This is a genomic window from Sinorhizobium sp., assembly GCF_059070375.1.
In genome coordinates this window covers 217,020-232,484 of sequence record NZ_JCACWC010000002.1, presented here as the reverse complement: position 1 = coordinate 232,484, position 15,465 = coordinate 217,020, and the positions used below count along the sequence as shown (strand labels likewise).

General features: G+C 58.3%; 11 protein-coding genes. 4 read left to right on the top strand and 7 right to left on the bottom strand.

Annotated features, from left to right (window positions below):
• Positions 1-869: 869 nt before the first annotated feature.
• The 5 genes from AC5J09_RS05730 to AC5J09_RS05710 form a co-directional block, all read right to left on the bottom strand.
• Positions 870-3,173 (bottom strand): AGE family epimerase/isomerase, encoded by a 2,304-nt coding sequence (locus AC5J09_RS05730; protein ID WP_494297167.1) that lies wholly within the window; start codon positions 3,171-3,173, stop codon positions 870-872.
• A 31-nt stretch (positions 3,174-3,204) separates the two neighbouring features.
• Positions 3,205-4,752 (bottom strand): phosphomannomutase/phosphoglucomutase, encoded by a 1,548-nt coding sequence (locus AC5J09_RS05725; RefSeq protein ID WP_324763899.1) that lies wholly within the window; start codon positions 4,750-4,752, stop codon positions 3,205-3,207.
• A 36-nt stretch (positions 4,753-4,788) separates the two neighbouring features.
• Entirely contained in the window at positions 4,789-5,613 is an 825-nt protein-coding gene (locus tag AC5J09_RS05720) for a response regulator transcription factor (RefSeq protein WP_324763900.1), read from the bottom strand.
• A gap of 299 nt (positions 5,614-5,912) precedes the next feature.
• Positions 5,913-6,644 carry a Crp/Fnr family transcriptional regulator gene (locus AC5J09_RS05715; RefSeq protein WP_324763901.1) on the bottom strand — a complete coding sequence of 244 codons (732 nt, stop codon included), beginning with the start codon at positions 6,642-6,644 and terminating at the stop codon, positions 5,913-5,915.
• A 417-nt stretch (positions 6,645-7,061) separates the two neighbouring features.
• Positions 7,062-8,270 (bottom strand): glycosyltransferase family 4 protein, encoded by a 1,209-nt coding sequence (locus AC5J09_RS05710; RefSeq protein ID WP_324763902.1) that lies wholly within the window; start codon positions 8,268-8,270, stop codon positions 7,062-7,064.
• Between the two features lie 451 nt (positions 8,271-8,721).
• Here AC5J09_RS05710 and AC5J09_RS05705 point away from each other — a divergent pair, with 451 nt between their 5' ends.
• Complete coding sequence (locus tag AC5J09_RS05705) at positions 8,722-9,855, top strand: glycosyltransferase family 4 protein (protein ID WP_324763903.1); 1,134 nt, start codon at positions 8,722-8,724, stop codon at positions 9,853-9,855.
• On the opposite strand, the gene AC5J09_RS05700 is transcribed toward AC5J09_RS05705, so the two are convergent.
• Positions 9,845-11,077 (bottom strand): glycosyltransferase family 4 protein, encoded by a 1,233-nt coding sequence (locus tag AC5J09_RS05700; protein WP_324763904.1) that lies wholly within the window; start codon positions 11,075-11,077, stop codon positions 9,845-9,847. The genes AC5J09_RS05705 and AC5J09_RS05700 overlap by 11 nt on opposite strands.
• A gap of 299 nt (positions 11,078-11,376) precedes the next feature.
• On the opposite strand from AC5J09_RS05700, the gene AC5J09_RS05695 reads away from it, so the two are divergent.
• The 3 genes from AC5J09_RS05695 (at position 11,377) to AC5J09_RS05685 (ending at position 14,404) form a co-directional block, all read left to right on the top strand.
• Complete coding sequence (locus AC5J09_RS05695) at positions 11,377-12,255, top strand: glycosyltransferase family 2 protein (protein ID WP_324763905.1); 879 nt, start codon at positions 11,377-11,379, stop codon at positions 12,253-12,255.
• An 8-nt stretch (positions 12,256-12,263) separates the two neighbouring features.
• Entirely contained in the window at positions 12,264-13,703 is a 1,440-nt protein-coding gene (locus AC5J09_RS05690; RefSeq protein ID WP_324763906.1) for a polysaccharide biosynthesis/export family protein, read from the top strand.
• A 446-nt stretch (positions 13,704-14,149) separates the two neighbouring features.
• The gene (locus AC5J09_RS05685) at positions 14,150-14,404 is read left to right on the top strand and encodes a hypothetical protein (RefSeq protein WP_324763907.1); all 255 of its coding nucleotides are present in this window, start codon (positions 14,150-14,152) and stop codon (positions 14,402-14,404) included.
• A 45-nt stretch (positions 14,405-14,449) separates the two neighbouring features.
• Here the strand turns inward: AC5J09_RS05685 and AC5J09_RS05680 are convergent, their stop codons facing one another.
• On the bottom strand, positions 14,450-15,304 hold the full coding sequence (locus tag AC5J09_RS05680) for a sugar transferase (RefSeq protein ID WP_324763908.1): 855 nt from the start codon (positions 15,302-15,304) through the stop codon (positions 14,450-14,452).
• Between the last annotated feature and the right edge of the window lie 161 nt (positions 15,305-15,465).

The window sequence follows — 15,465 nt, the reverse complement described above, 5'->3', positions numbered from 1 at the left end:
TGCCTCAAACGATGCGTCAAAGCCTAACGGAACGGCCTGTGTTCCGGCGCACTGACTAGGGCAACATCGACCGGCGCGGCTCACGCCGCAGTCGGCCAATCTGATCTTGAATCGCCGGTCCAATGCCCGGCAAGACGACGCCAATACAAACGAGCGCGAAGTGGGTCCAAGTGACCAGTATCGCTGACCGCAGCTCGTCCAACTTTACAGCTTTTGGGGCAAGCGAAATGCGCTTCATCACCGAGGTTCGAGCTGCGGGGGTTCTCCGAAAAGGTGACTGTGGTCATCAGGTGGTCGCTAGCGGCATCCTCCCGTTCTCCGATCGCGGAACGCTGGCTACGCGCAATTGCGTACTGCGTTCAACTTGTCACCGTCACAATCAACGCACAGATTAGAAGACCTCCCTGGTGGCCTCGTGCCGTTGACCACGGATGTACTGGCAGCGGCATGAGGTCGCGGCTGCTAAGATCTAGGCGGGCTTTCTCGTCCACCCCCTATCATCAACGGGTCGAACAGCGTTGGCGCTTCCTTGCATCTGGCGCACCAGAAGCGGCCTGGCATCGCCGACTTTTCGTGCTTGGATTCGGCCTGGAACGGATTGGTGTGGGTTTGGGAAGCCAGCAGTGGTCTCCCGGCTACGGATGGCACAATCTCGGGCCAGCACACCGGTTGCAAGAACCATCTTGGCTGGCACATCCGCATCAACTGGGCATATGCGCGCAGGTTTATACGACATAAATACCCCTTGTGATGGGGACACCATCTTCGCGGGGAGGCGACAAATGCCTTGTCGCTCGATAGGAAAAGCAACAGAGCATCCACCCGTTGAACGCCCGTAGCGAACCTACGTCGTTGGCGCTTCGGTTTCATCACACCGTTTCCTTTTTAAGCGCGGCTGAAGGCTCTGCGGCACCAATGCTTTGAGGAAATGAGGACAACGGATAGACAGCTTGTTCCGTCTTATCGAGATACTGCATGAGGGCGGTCACGAGGTGATAGAATATGGAAGCTGGGACTTCAGTCGCAACGGCCCTACCCTTCTCGTCGATGCGGTCGATCCACATCCCTAGCGGCGCCGGGTCGATGTGCCACCGGAACAGCCGGCCGACACGCGCCTCGATCTCCGGCTTGAGATCCGGTCCACCCGTGCCTTCCAGCGCGAGCGCGGCCTTGATCGCCTCGGCCTGCGGCCAACTACGCGAGATGAGGTCAAGTGGGAGGGCGGCGCGCGACACCGCTCCGTAAGCCAGTCCTGTCGACCGATTGAGCCCAGTTGCTATCGCGGAAGCGTAAAGCTTGCGGGCAAAAGCAATCAGATCCGTCTGCCTAGTTTTTGCGGCAAACTCGACGAGAAGCGAGGCCCATTCGAAATGATGGCCGGGCTCCGTCCACTGGCCCTTTTCGCCGAGGGCCGGCGTCCAGCCGTCGTCGAAATATTCGCCGAGCGTCCAGCTTTCGGTATCGAAGAAATGGCTGCGGAACAGATCGATGATGCGGGCAGCCCGGCGCAGATAACCCCGCTCGCCCGTTGCTGCGTACCAGGCGAGGAATGCCTCGAGAAGATGCATATGCGGGTTGCTCCGGCGCAGCTCGTTACCGTCGGATGTCTCCAGGAAACCGGTCAGTTTGTCGTCCTCCAGGTGCTCGTCGAGAAAGGCGAAGGTCTCCTGGCCTAGCCGCAGAGCGTCTGGATTGCCGGCTTGGTGTGCGTGAGCGAGCATCAACAGGACACAGGCATGATCGTAAGCATCCTCACACGCATCGGCAATCGTGCCGTCTTCCTGAAGCACCCGCGCCCAACCGCCGCGTTGAGTACGTCCTTTCTCCATGAATGCAATGCCATGCGCGATCAACCGGTCGGCATCGCCGTCCCAGCCGCGTAGCTTTGCCACGGAAAAGGCGTAGGCCTGACGGGCCATAGTGCGCATACGCTTGGGCTTCATCAGAGGTACAGCCTCGAAACTCAGGGCTTCGTGGAAACCGCCATTGCGCTCGTCGACACCCGCCGTAGACCACAGCGGCAGCGTTTCTTCGAACAGCCAGTGAGCGACCCGCTCACGCCAGGCACCGGGCTGCAGCACGCGACCGTGAGCCGGGGTGAACTTCGTCTCCAAACGCCCGCTCTTTTCTAGTTGTTCGACGATGCGCTTGACCTCCTGGCTCTTGGCGACCGGCGCCACAAAGGTGGCGTCAGCCGTGGACACGATCGCGACGTCTCGGAGGCCGATGACCGAAAGCAGCCGACCCTGGCTGCGCAGGTAGGAGCGCTCGCAATCGATTGCGACGACGTCGCCGATCACCACATTGCCGTTCCCGTCGGTAGGGCTGATATCGAGCAACGACTGCCAGGAGCCGAGGTCGCTCCAACAGAAGCTCGCCGGCACCATCGCGATGCCGCTCGCATGCTCCATGATCGCATAGTCGATCGAGGCAGAGGGGATCGTCGAATATTGCTCAATTGGAAGGTAGGTACCCGACACCTCGGTCGCTGCCGCCGCGAAGGCGCACTCTGCCTTTTGCCAGATCGCCGCCTGATGCTTGCGGAAGGCCGTGCGCATAGCGCCGGCGCGGAACAGGAAAATGCCGGCGTTCCAGAAAAAGGTTCCGGATGCGACATAGGCCTTCGCCATCTCCAGTTCAGGCTTCTCAACAAAGCGGGCGACATCTCGAACATTACCCTTCCCAACCGACTCTATGTAGCCGTACCCAGTTTCCGGCCGGTCGGGCGGGATGCCGAAGACAACAAGTCTGCCGGCTTCGGCGGCCGGCACGCCCTTTTCCACAGTATTCCAGAACTGCTCCTCGGTAGAAATCTCGTGGTCGGAGGGCACAACCAGGACCAGTCCGTCGCCGTGAGCGGCAATCGTTTCGAGTGCAGCCACCGCGACCGCGGCAGCCGTATTTCGGCCAACCGGCTCGAAGATCGCGTGACCACCCGCCAAATCGATACCGGCCAGGTCGGCACGCACCCGCTCAGAATGGCGCTCCGACGCGATCACGTGGACTGGCGTGTCTCCAGCCGATCGGGCCTTCAGCCGCCGCACGGTGTTGACCAGCATTGAGCCGTGGCCGGCAAGGTCATGAAATTGTTTCGGATTGTCCTCGCGTGAGAGTGGCCAAAGCCGCGAGCCGACGCCGCCGCTCATCACGAAGCAGGAAATCCGTTCCGGCATAACTTCGCCCTCTTCCGTTGCTCGCTTCTGGCTAGAAGGTCTGGTTGTACGCGCCGACCTCCGGATTTTCCCTGATTACGCAGTCGACCGCCTCGAACATGGCGCGCCGGCGTGCTTCCGAGACCGGGCTTTCGACCACGACGACGAGCTCCGGCTTGTTGGAGGATGCCCGCACCAGGCCCCAGGTGCCGTCCTCGGTCACCACGCGCACGCCGTTGACGGTGACGAGATCGGCAATCAAATGTCCTGCGACAGGAACTCTGTCCCGCTGCATCGCCCGGAACCGCTCCACCACCCGTTCGACCACTGCATACTTCACCTCATCGGCGCAAGGTGGCGACATGGTTGGTGAACTCCAGGTCATCGGCAGTGCCTGGTAGATCTCGGCCATGCTTCTGTTCGGACTGCGGTCGAGCATCTCACAGATCGACATCGCGGTGATCAACCCATCGTCATACCCGCGCCCGAGAGGCGGATTGAAGAAGAAGTGCCCCGACTTCTCGAAGCCCGCGATGGCACCCAGTTCAGCGACCCTTCGTTTAATGTAGGAATGGCCGGTCTTCCAGTAGTCGGTGCGCGCACCGTTCGCCTTCAGCACCGGATCGCTCGCGAAGAGCCCGGTCGATTTGACGTCGACCACGAATACCGAACCAGGATTCAAAGCGGAAATATCGCGTGCCAACATCACACCGATCTTGTCGGCGAAGATCTCGCTGCCCTCGTTGTCGACCACCCCGCAGCGATCGCCATCGCCGTCGAAGCCCAGCCCGACATCGGCGCCGCTCTCCAAGACCTTGTCCCGGATGGCATGGAGCATCTTCAGGTCCTCGGGATTGGGATTATAGCGGGGGAAGGAATGATCCAGCTCGCAGTCGAGCGGGATCACCTCGCAGCCGATCCGTTGCAGCACATCAGGCGCAAAAGCGCCGGCCGTGCCGTTGCCGCAGGCGGCAACGACCTTTAGCTTCCGGCCAATGCGCCTGCCTCGGGTCAGATCGTCGATATAGCGCCGACGGAAGTCGGGAACAAACTCATAGGCTCCGCCGCCGTTCAGGTCGAAGTCAGCTTCCAGTACGATCCTTCTCAACTCCGCCATCTCTTGCGGCCCGAAGGTCAGCGGCCGGGCCATGCCCATCTTAACGCCGGTCCAGCCGTTCTCGTTGTGCGAGGCCGTCACCATCGCGACCGACGGCACCTCGAGTGCGAACTGCGCGAAATAGGCCATCGGAGACAAAGCCAGGCCGATGTCCCTGACCCGGGCGCCTGCGGCCATCAGCCCGCAAACCAATGCCAGCTTGATGCTAAGCGAGTAGGAACGGAAGTCGTGCCCGGTCACGATCTCCGGACCGGCGCCCGAGCGCTGGATGAAGGTCCCGAGCCCCATGCCCAGTGCCTGAACGCCCATCAGGTTAAGTTCGGGCGCCTTCCCGCCATCGGAGCGCCCGAACCACCACCGCGCATCGTATTCCCGAAACCCCGTCGCCCGTATCAGGGGGCTCGTCTCATAGATAAATTTGTCAGGTCCGGGTTCTTGGGCCCGCCCATTTGCCGACGCCGATTCAAAACGAGCGAAATTCATCTGCACCGCCTCGCGCACCGCCAATTGTTGGAACCATTAACAGGATCGCGGTTGCGGCAGTCCCGGCTTGTCCCGTGCTCCCCCCTCGACGACGAACATATCGCTGAGCTTGTAAGCAACCTCAGTCCGGTTCGTAGCCTTCAGCTTTTTCATGATGTTCCGGATGTGGACCTTTACGGTGCTCTCACGCAGATTGAGCTCGTAGGCAATGATCTTGTTCGCCTTGCCGCGCCTGAGCGCTTGGATGACTTCTTCCTGGCGCTGTGTGAACATCCCCCCCAGAGGCCGTGACACCTCCCCGCCAGCGACCATGTCCATTCGTGTGGTCAGGACACTGCTGGCGGGGACGAATATCCCGCCGGCTCGCGCCAGATTGACGGCTTGCACACAGACTTCAAACCCGATCGAGGATGGTATATAGCCCCTGACCCCGCACTCAAGTGCCTTGAGGATTTGAGGCAGTTCATCCCAGTCGGATAGGAGCACGACGGGGGTCGGGGCAAATTCCCTCACCAGATCCGAGATTTCGGCCGAATTGCTGGTATCGACAGCCTTTCGACCACCGATATTCAACAGGATTGCCGCGATGGGCGGATGAGGTTCTTTGTCCTTCCGCCATTCATCAACTGAACCATAGGCTAAGACTTGCATGCCGATACCATGCAGCACGAGACACTGGGACAGGCATTCCCTATCGAGCGTTCGGTTGTCTAGCAGGAGCAGAGCCGAGCCCGCTGCCGTGTCGTTATGCGTTTCACCAATTGCTTTGCTAGGAAGAGGTGAGCTAAGCCTGTGGACTTCAAGCGCGCCATATTTGTGAATTCGAGTCAATGAATGCATGGTACACCCCCACCGCAACATTAGTCGGGCGCAAATAATGATGAGGTGGCGCTGAACGGTTCACGTCACCCGCTACAAAAAAATGTCAATTTTGAAAGGGCGCCGGTAAAGCGCCAATCCCCAATAGTAAGCGATAATAATCCCGAAAATGTCGTCGTTCATTAACATAAGTTAATATGCGCCATTATTTCGTATATTTATGAAAATCTAACCTAAATGGAGCACTTACAGGCTACTCTACAGATTAATACGATTTTACAAGCCGCTCGCAATATAACCATTTTGGGTTATCTTAAGCATCTTGATCTCGCATTCGCAATTCATGTCTCACCGGGCAAACGGAGGTAGCCTGGATCGAAATCTGCAAAGTGCTCTAAACCTTCTTTGTTCAGTAAATGAACGGAACCTTGTCGGAAATCCAAATAGCTCCTCTGTCTCAATTCGCGCAGCATCCGGTTAACATGGATCGGGGTTACCCCGAGTGCGGCCGCGAGATCATATTGAGTTAGGGGGCATTCAAACCCATGGCTTTTTGCAGCATCCGCCTTCTCTAGGCGCGTCCCCAACTCAAGGAGAAAATGAGCGGTACGTACCAAGGCACTTCTTCGGCCTAGATTGGTCAAGTGCTGAGACAGAATCGCTTTTTCGCGGGCGATCGCCCCGAGCAGGCCAGCGGCAAGGCTCGTGGAATGGGCGAGGCCTGACGTGATCGCCTTGGCGGGCGCCTCGAATAGCATGAGTTCGGTCTGTGCCGTGAATGATTCCAAACCTTCTCCCTCGAAGGCTCGAGAGACTACAACCTCTCCTTTCAGCGGGAAATCGAGGATCTGCCGCTCGCCATTCGCCAAATTGGTGCAGATGCAGCCCCAACCGGAATGGACGACGAAGATGCGATCCTCCTCGTCTCCCTGTCGGGTAATCACGGCATGCGCGGCGTAACGCCTCGGAATGAAGCCGAGCGACCCAAAGTGAAACTTATCGCTGTCGTTGAGCGCAACCCGGAGTATCGAGGTTTCCAGTGCCCGGGCAAACGCTTCAGACGCAACTGTCATTTGCGGGGCACCCCCTTTCTTTAAACTTGCATAATATACGGAGTGCGCCACAACGTAAGATTGCTAATGCGAGCTAATGCGAAATCGGTACCGTGCTCCCCCCTTTGAGGTCTTGTCTCGCATGTTGAGTTGTGGCTGAGCGACGAGGCAATCTCACGCTTTTGCGAAGTACTCAGTACGGTCCGGCTTGCTCGTTAAATTTCTGCGTCGCTACCGCAAGGTGAAGCCGCCGTGTTTGGGCCCGGGTCTGAGGCGATTGCAATGTGGGGCCTGGCCGCCAACTGGATAGATGCGGCTGAGGTCCAATGAGCAGGCGAGACCCGGGAAAGAATCCAACAAAGGGAAATGGCCCTCATCAGATCTGGTGAAGTCTGCGAGTCACGCAGACCTTGCGGCGGGTTCACGCGCGGGATGTGATTAGCATGAGTCGATGTCCGCGATCAGGTGCAGATACGCCTCAGCAATGCGGCGCCATGAAAAGGTCGCCGCCCGCGCTCTGCCCTTTTCTGCCAAGTGGCGACGTAAACTGTCTTCGTTGCAAAGTCGGCGGATAGCCGAAATCCATGATCCGGCATCTGCCGGGCCCGCGTAGAGGGCGGCATCCCCACACACCTCTGGAAGGCAGGGGGCAGTCGAAGCAATAAGGGGGCAACCAAGTGCCATGGCTTCGACGGCTGGCAAACCAAACCCTTCGATGCGGGAGGGGAAAAGGAAGCACAATGCATGCGAGAGCGCTTTGGCCAGGTCGTTGTCACTGATGCGGCCCAGCAGTCGGAGGTTCGATGGCTGCTGCGAAACCAATCGTTTCAGCAAAGCGGCATCAACATCTCCGGCCATACAAAGATCCAGCCCCAGCCGATCCAAGGCTGGGGCAAGCTTCAACAGAAGTTCCACATTCTTGTACTTCTGGCCCTGACCAAGGCAGAAGACAAAAGGCCGCTGCCCCAGATCGATCGACGACAGCGCCGCATCCCAGCGCGCTACATGATCGCTTCCATTGTAGGTAACAGTGATTTTCTCGAAAGGTGCCACGCCAAAGCCGGCGATGTGATCGCGTGAGAAACTCGATACTGTAGTGATCGCCGACGCTCTGCGGCCCAATGCTGGGAGTATTAATCTGTGCGCCAAGCGAAATCCTCGCCCGTAGCTTTGCGGCATCAACCTGGTGTGTAGATCGTGAATGCACACGATTTGGCGCCGAATAACCACTGGCGCGAGATTACAGAAGCTCAGCAATCCGCCCCTTACATAGAAAGGCAATTGCGCCTGCACCCAGAGCTGCGGCAGCCGAGGTCGACTGTATTCCGGCACCACACGCACCGGGATCGACTTCAAGGGAAGGTCTCCAGGCGGTTCGCAAGGGGCCACAATCGAAAACTGGAGCCCAAGCGTCATCGGATGACGTTCCGTCATTAACGCGTCGAGCGCCAAAGTCACTTCACGCGCATAGCGGGCCACACCGGTCGGGCGCAAAGCGAGAAAGTCCCCGTTGATGGTCCAGGCATGGTGCGAATTCGGAATAGGAGCCGCGAGCGCCGGTTCCCCTTCGTCGCATCCATGCCGTGGCGCCGATTTCGCACGAGTACTCTGCTGGTCGACCGGGCGAGCGCCCCCGACATCGGTCATGCTTGCTACTCCACCCCGGACGGCATTGACCGAACGCGCAATGGAGCATCCAATGACAATTTGGGCGCCGGTCGTTTAACTTCCCATCAGTCGCTCGGGCCGATTTATCGTCTGCTTGGAGGCGTTATGCCGTCGGCTTCTGGCCTTAACCTAACCTTTTGGAAAATACCTCCACATGCGCGCCATCGAAACGAACCCATTGGAGGTAAAGGTGGCATGCCCGGCGGTCATCATCCTGCGACCTACAACGAGTCTAACGCCAATGAGTAAGAGCGCTATCAAAAGGGTGGTGACGTGTTGAGCCTTTCGCCGGAACGAGGCTCGCCTAGGCCGCGCCAAGGACAAACCAGCGAGCGTCGGTCCTCACTCCAATAGCTGACGGCGGCTGGGAAGAAAAATCCGATGGTTTGCGGTAGGCTCGGACGCGGTATAATGCGCGCGGTGGCGGACTATGGAACGCTCGTGGACGATTAACGGACGCTTTCTGGCGCAGCCTCTTACGGGCGTTCAGCGATACGCTTTCGAGATCGTGCGTGCCTTGGACGAACTACTCGTAGAGCAACCCCTCCTCGCCAGCAAGCTCAAGATCGAATTGCTCGTTCCTCACGAGGCAAAGGTCCCTTCCCTCAAAGCGATCTCCACGCGCGCCACTGCCATTGCTCCTATGCACGGCCACTTTTGGGAGCAGGCAGCGCTTGCAGCTCACGTTCGAGGTGGACTTCTCAGCTTCTGCAATACCGGCCCCTTGAGCGTCCGAAAGCAGATCCTGTGCATCCATGATGTCAACACGCGAACCTACCCACAGAGCTATTCGCTCACGTTCCGGCTGCTTTACCGCACCTTAGTACCTGCTTTGGGGCGGAGAGTCGCGGCGGTCGCGACGGTCTCGCGCTACTCTGCCGGCGAGCTCGTTCGTCATCGAATATGCGGACCGGGCAAGATCATGGTGATCCCAAACGGGCACGAGCACGCAGCCTCGTGGAAGCCGGGGCATTCCCAAAGAACTCGGGCCGTCGCGGGGCGGGACACGATTGTCGTCATGGGAAGCGCAATTCCTCACAAGAACACCGGGCTGATCATCGGCATGGCCGAAAGGCTTGCCGCGGTGGGTCTACGAATAGCGGTGGTAGGCATGTCCGACGCGCGCGTTTTCAAGACCGCCGGCAGGAAAGAGTCGGTCAGCAATGTCACTTGGCTGGGAAGACTGTCGGATGAGGAACTGGCGGCGCTGCTCCAAGACTGCCTTTGCCTTGCGTTCCCCTCTTTCATAGAGGGCTTTGGTCTGCCTCCGCTCGAAGCCATGGCCACCGGTTGCCCCGTCATTGTTTCCAATCGCGCCAGCTTGCCGGAAATCTGCGGTGACGCGGCTCTTTACGCTTCTCCCGACGACGCCGAAGCTTGGTTCGACCGTTTCATGCGGGTGCGCAACATGCCCGACGTGCGCGATGAAATGATCGGCCTTGGCAGGATGCGAGCGTCAAATTTCCAGTGGAAGGCGTCGGCTGGCCGATATCTCGAAATAATGGCCGTCTTGGACGGAATGTCTAAGCCATCCGGCGGGCCGGTTGCCGTATCTATCGCCTGACGTGGGCGGCCTGAGCCACTGCAAGCGCCTTCAGGACCCCCAGGTCGAAGCGGTCTTCGGAAAATCTCTCCGCATTCGATCGGCACGCCTGCGGTGTGATCGCCGGCTGGTTCTGCTCAAAAACGTGGATGGCCTCCTTGAGCGACTCCACCGCCTGGCTGCCAAAGAGAATACCAGTTGGAGGCTCGGCTTCGCCGAACGGCTGCACGATATCGCGCGCGCCGCCACGGCTGAAAGCGATCAGTGGCGTACCGCATGCTTGTGCTTCCGCCAGAGCTATTCCAAAATCCTCGCATCCAGCAAACACCATCGCCTTGGCCATCGCGACGGTCCTCACATATTCCTGCCGTGGCAAATAACCTGTGAAGCTGACGTTGGATCTGGCCATGCCACGCAGGCTCTGGGACTGTTGCCCCTCTCCTACCACGACCAGTCGCCTCGAGGGCATATCGTTGAATGCCCGTATGACAAGGTCCGTGCGTTTGTAGGGCGCGAGAAAAGAAGCCGTAACGTAGTAGTCGTCTTTGCAGGCGATGAATTCAAGTTCGTCGAGGGCAACCGGCGGAAAGACGACCTGAGCTTCCCGGCCGTAGATCCGCTGGATACGGGAGCGCACATAGCTCGAATTGGCCAGCATGAGATCAGGCCCGTGGGCGGTTCGGGTGTCCCAGGTCCTCAGATTATGCAGCATGTAGCGGAAGAGCAGGCCCTTTGGGCCGAATCCAAGACGGCCCTGCGCAAGATAGGAAAACTGTTCGTCCCACGCGTAGCGAATGGGGCTGTGTACGTAGCATAAATGTGGTTGGTCAGGCCGGGTTAGAACTCCGCGCGCGAAAGCGGCGGAGGACGAGATGACGGCATCATAGCCGGTGACATCGAACTGCTCCATGAGAAACGGGCAAAGAAAAAAAAGGGAGCGATAATATTTCTGCACCATCGGCAGTCGGTTGGCGGCCGAGGGATGGAACGCGACATCGTGAAAATACTGCTCCTTGATGTCCTTTGGCAGAAAGTCGAACAGGGTAAAGACCTCTGCATTTGGGAACAGCTTGCATATGCGGGCAAGCACACGCTCACCGCCGCGAAAATTTGGGCACCAGTCGTGTACGACGGCGATCCTTGCGCTGCGATCCGCCAGAGCGAGTGGCTGCTGACCAGAAGCACGTCTATGCGGCCTGAGGCGCGTTATCCTTGCCAGTTCGTCGCGGCGCATATGATGCATGTGGGAACACCCCCTCAGCCGATGTGCGTCCAGATTTTCCACAGGAACGCGGTTCGGGGACGCACGCCAAATAGTCTGTGTTCGGTTGTTGACGCGGGCAAGGTGGCAATCAAGCTTAGACGGTTCTCACCTGCGAAGCGGACATAATCAAAATGCGTATGGTGTCTACGTCTGATGGGCCAGCCCCCGACACCTCGGTAGCCTTATTCACAGGCTGTCTGGCCGACCCGGCTCGCCTAGGATGAATTTCGCCAGGCGAAGGCCCGTGATTATGTCAGCTGCTGGAGAGCGAGCTATCGATGAAACTGGCCGTCATCATTGCCACTTTCGGCCGCAAAGAGCAGCTTGCTCACCTTCTAGAGCACCTCAAACGGCAGGAAAGGCTGCCGGACGAGGTTGTCGTGTCGGCTCCTGACGAGACGCACGTTCCCGTCTACGAGACGCCCAAGTTTCCGATCTCGATCGTCTTGGGAAAGCGCGGACTCTGCGCGCAACGCAACCAAGCGCTCAATCAGGTCTTGGAGCGCTTTGATGTGATCACCTTTTTCGATGACGACTTCATCCCCGAGGACAATTATCTCCGCCTTGTTGATCGGGCGTTTCAGGAGCATGAGGACTGGGCGGTGGTGATGGGGCGCGTCGTCAAGGACGGCGCCCGAACTGCAGGTCTGAGCTGGGCGGAGGGGCTTCAGGTCCTTGCGGTCGAACGATCGAAAATGCCTGTCAAGCCGAAAATCGTTGATCATGTCGGCGCCTATGGCTGCAACATGTCGATTCGAATGAAGTTTATCGGCGAGTTGCGCTTCGATGAGCGGCTGGTCCTTTACGGTTGGCAGGAGGACATCGACTTCACAAGTCAGTTGAGACGATTCGGTCGAGTGATCGGTCTGAGTACACTCCACGGCGTTCATCTCGGGCTCAAGATCGGGCGCGTCAGTGGCGAGCGCTTTGGCTACTCCCAAATCATCAACCCAATTTACCTGATAAAAAAAGGAAGCGTGCCGGCAAGTTTCGCGCTGCCGCTGATGGGACGCAACCTAGCCGCCAATCTTCTGCGCAGTCTTTGGCCGGAGCCATACATCGACCGGCGGGGACGCCTTCGTGGCAATCTTATAGCCCTCGCGCATCTGCTGAAGGGTCGCATCGAGCCAGAATACATCCAGAAGATAGCCGCATAGGAGGCCAGATGATGCCCTCACACAAACACCCGCTATCCAAGTTGCCCTTTTCACTGGAAGTGCCGGGTCTTGTGCCAGCCCGCGTTCCTTCGAAGCGTATCAGGCGTTGCATTGGCCGTTTCGCCTTGTCGGTAGCGCTTTCTGTTTTCACCGTATGTGGGCCAATTGCCGCCGTCGCCAACGATGAATATCTCCTCGGACCTCAGGACAAGGTGCGCGTCAAGATTTATGAATGGCGCGCCTCGCGTGACGTTATTTTTGAATGGAAGGCTTTGAATGATACCTTCACGGTGAGCGCGGGCGGGACATTGTCACTGCCCTTTGTCGGGGCAATCCCTGCCGCCGGTCTCACGCCGAACAGCCTCGCCTACGCCATTGGCGACAACTTGCAGCGCAATATGGGTCTCGGGAGGCGTCCCGATGCAGCAGTTGAAGTCATTCAGTACAGACCGTTTTATATTGTCGGGCATGTGATGCAATCGGGGGAATTTCCATACAGGCCGGAGCTTACGGTTCTCCAAGCGGTAAGCATCGCCGGAGGCCTGAGAACGAGGGAAGAAAGCATCACCAGATTCGAGCGCGAAATGATCCAAGGAAGAGGGGACGTCAGCCTTCTCGGGCTTGAGAATATCAATCTTCTGGCCCGTAAGGCACGACTGGAGGCCGAGCTTAAACACGCAAAAAACATTGAATTTCCAGTCTCGCTGATTTCTCGTCAAGACGATCACGCGGTCGCGCTTCTCATGGAGCAGGAACGGTCAATCTTCCAGGCCCGCCGCGAAGGGTTGGAGACCCAGATCCGTGCACTTGAAAATCTCCGCGCCTTTCTCGAAAAGGAGCTCATATCATTGGACAAGCAACTTGGTTTCCACGACAGGCAGATCGCCCTCATCCAGAAAGAGCTGGGGGATGTATCATCGCTTGTTTCCAAGGGCCTCGCGGCCGCTCCACGAGAGATGTCATTGGAACGCGCGCTCGCGCAGTATCAAAGTGAACGACTGGCGGGTGAGACAAGCCTTCTCCGAACGCGACAGGAGATTAGCAAGACGGAGATCTCCATTCTGGAATTGCGCAATCGGTACGTGAACGAAGTCACTGCAACTCTGCGCCAAACACAAGCGGAACTCGATGCACTGGGTCGCAAGGCAGAGACGGCGATTGAACTGCTACATGAGTCGGAAATCTCAGCGCCTCGGCTTCTGGCGCGCCAGGCTCGGGCCGCAAAGGCCGAACCGATCTACACCATCGTGCGCACGACAAGTGGCCACAGCAAGGAATTGCGGGCAGCCGAGTCGAGCGCGGTCAAGCCGGGTGATACCTTGAAGGTGGAAATTCCCATGCCCGACCTAGAGGACTTCGAGGACTTCGAGGCCACCGACCCGGGCGTCCCGGGTACCACTGCGCTCTCGATCGCGCCTACGAAATCCAGAGTGCCGAATGTTCGCTAAGCTCTTCAATACCGTAATAGCAAGCGAATCCCGGCCGTAGTCGGCATGCAGCCGACTGGATGGTCGCAGGCTGTAAGCCCATAATGTTGACCTGTGGAAGGGCAAGCGGTCGAGAACCGCGGCGTCTTCACAGTTTCGACGGCGACCTCTCACATCGGTGGCGGACAGCAAGGTGCGTCCCGACAATGATGAAATGAATGCTTCGCGACCCACGCAGCCATAAGTCGCCAGCAAGATCAAGGTCAAGAATCCAAGCTCGTGAAGCCCGATCGCTGCAGGCCGACGGGTTTTCGCCCGGCCGGGTTAAGATGGCTGCACACGCTGTCCTGAAACGACACTGGCAACGAAAAGCCATGAAAATTTAGAATCGCACGTTCACAAGTCCAGGCGACTCTGCTTTTCTGGGCTTGATTGGTTTCCCTTCGGACGCCTGCGAGGAGGTTGGTATGGCTTGGAGCTTCCTTGCAGTCGGAGCGGTCGGCATGCTGATCGGCGTTCGCCTCAGGGTGCCCGCGCTCATCGTCGCGTCCTTAGGAACGATTATGGTGAGCGTTACCGCGATGCAGTGCTTGGGGTTTTCAGATCAACGCACGTTTTTGACGACGCTTTACCTCGTTCTCACCTTACAAGGTACCTATCTCATTGGTCTTCTCTTTGCGACGTTGTTGCACAAGTCGCCCTTCGATCGACATCGGCGATAGGCAGTCGACTGGAGTCCGCGCACGTGCCACGTCTGTTGCGGCCCTCTACGATGCCTCATCGAACCTCATGACCGCGTAGGCTGTCTTAGCCAGGATGATGAGATCAGTCCAAATGGACCAATTCCGTACGTATTGCGCGTCGAGGGCAACTCGGCTCGCGTAGTCAATGTCATTCCTGCCACTTATCTGCCAAAGGCCGGTCAAACCGGGGCGGGTTTTCAGATACTCGCACGCCACGGAACCATATCGCGACAACTCGCTGGCCACGATGGGCCGGGGTCCGACGCAGCTCATCTCGCCTCGCAGGATATTGACCAGTTGCGGAAGTTCATCAAGGCTGGACTTCCTCAACATTTGGCCGAGCAGGGTGGTGCGCGGATCATTTTTGAGCTTTTGGGTTTCCCGCCACTCCTCGGCTGCCCGTTGATTGCAGGCAAGATACTCCTCGAGTACCTGGTCCGCGTTCTCCGCCATCGTTCGAAACTTGTAGCAATCGAATAGCCTGCCATTGAAACCGATACGGCGATGGACGAACAGGACTGGCCCGCCCGTGATGACCTTGATGAGGAGTGCGGCGACGACCATCAACGGCAGGGCCAAAACGAGAGCCGTCGACGCGACCACGAGATCTAAGCCTCTCTTGGGCCTACCGCCAAGGGGCTGGCGATGTGTCCCATGTGCTTTTGCAATCGCCGAGGGCTGACCCTCAGCATCCGCGTCGATCTCCCTGGTGGACCTGCCTTCAATCGGAAGGGGCGGCCATTTGAGACTTGGTTGTTCTTTTGAGGCGGCTCCCGAACGCGAGGAATGGCGCACACCCGTCAACGAGCTGTTGCTACCTAGCAACCTGGCGACGATTCCGCGACGGTCTGGACGAATACCAGGAGTGTTGGCTGTCATGATCTCAGCGTTCCCCAGGATATCTCACCCAGATATTTTTCAGCCGCCGCCGCCGCGAGGCAAGAACGGCAAAGGGCGTAAGTCTTTTGCAAATGCCGCAGCTGCCTACTACTAAGTAGCTATCGGCTACCCGCTTCGAATGCCGCTCGGCGATCGCATCA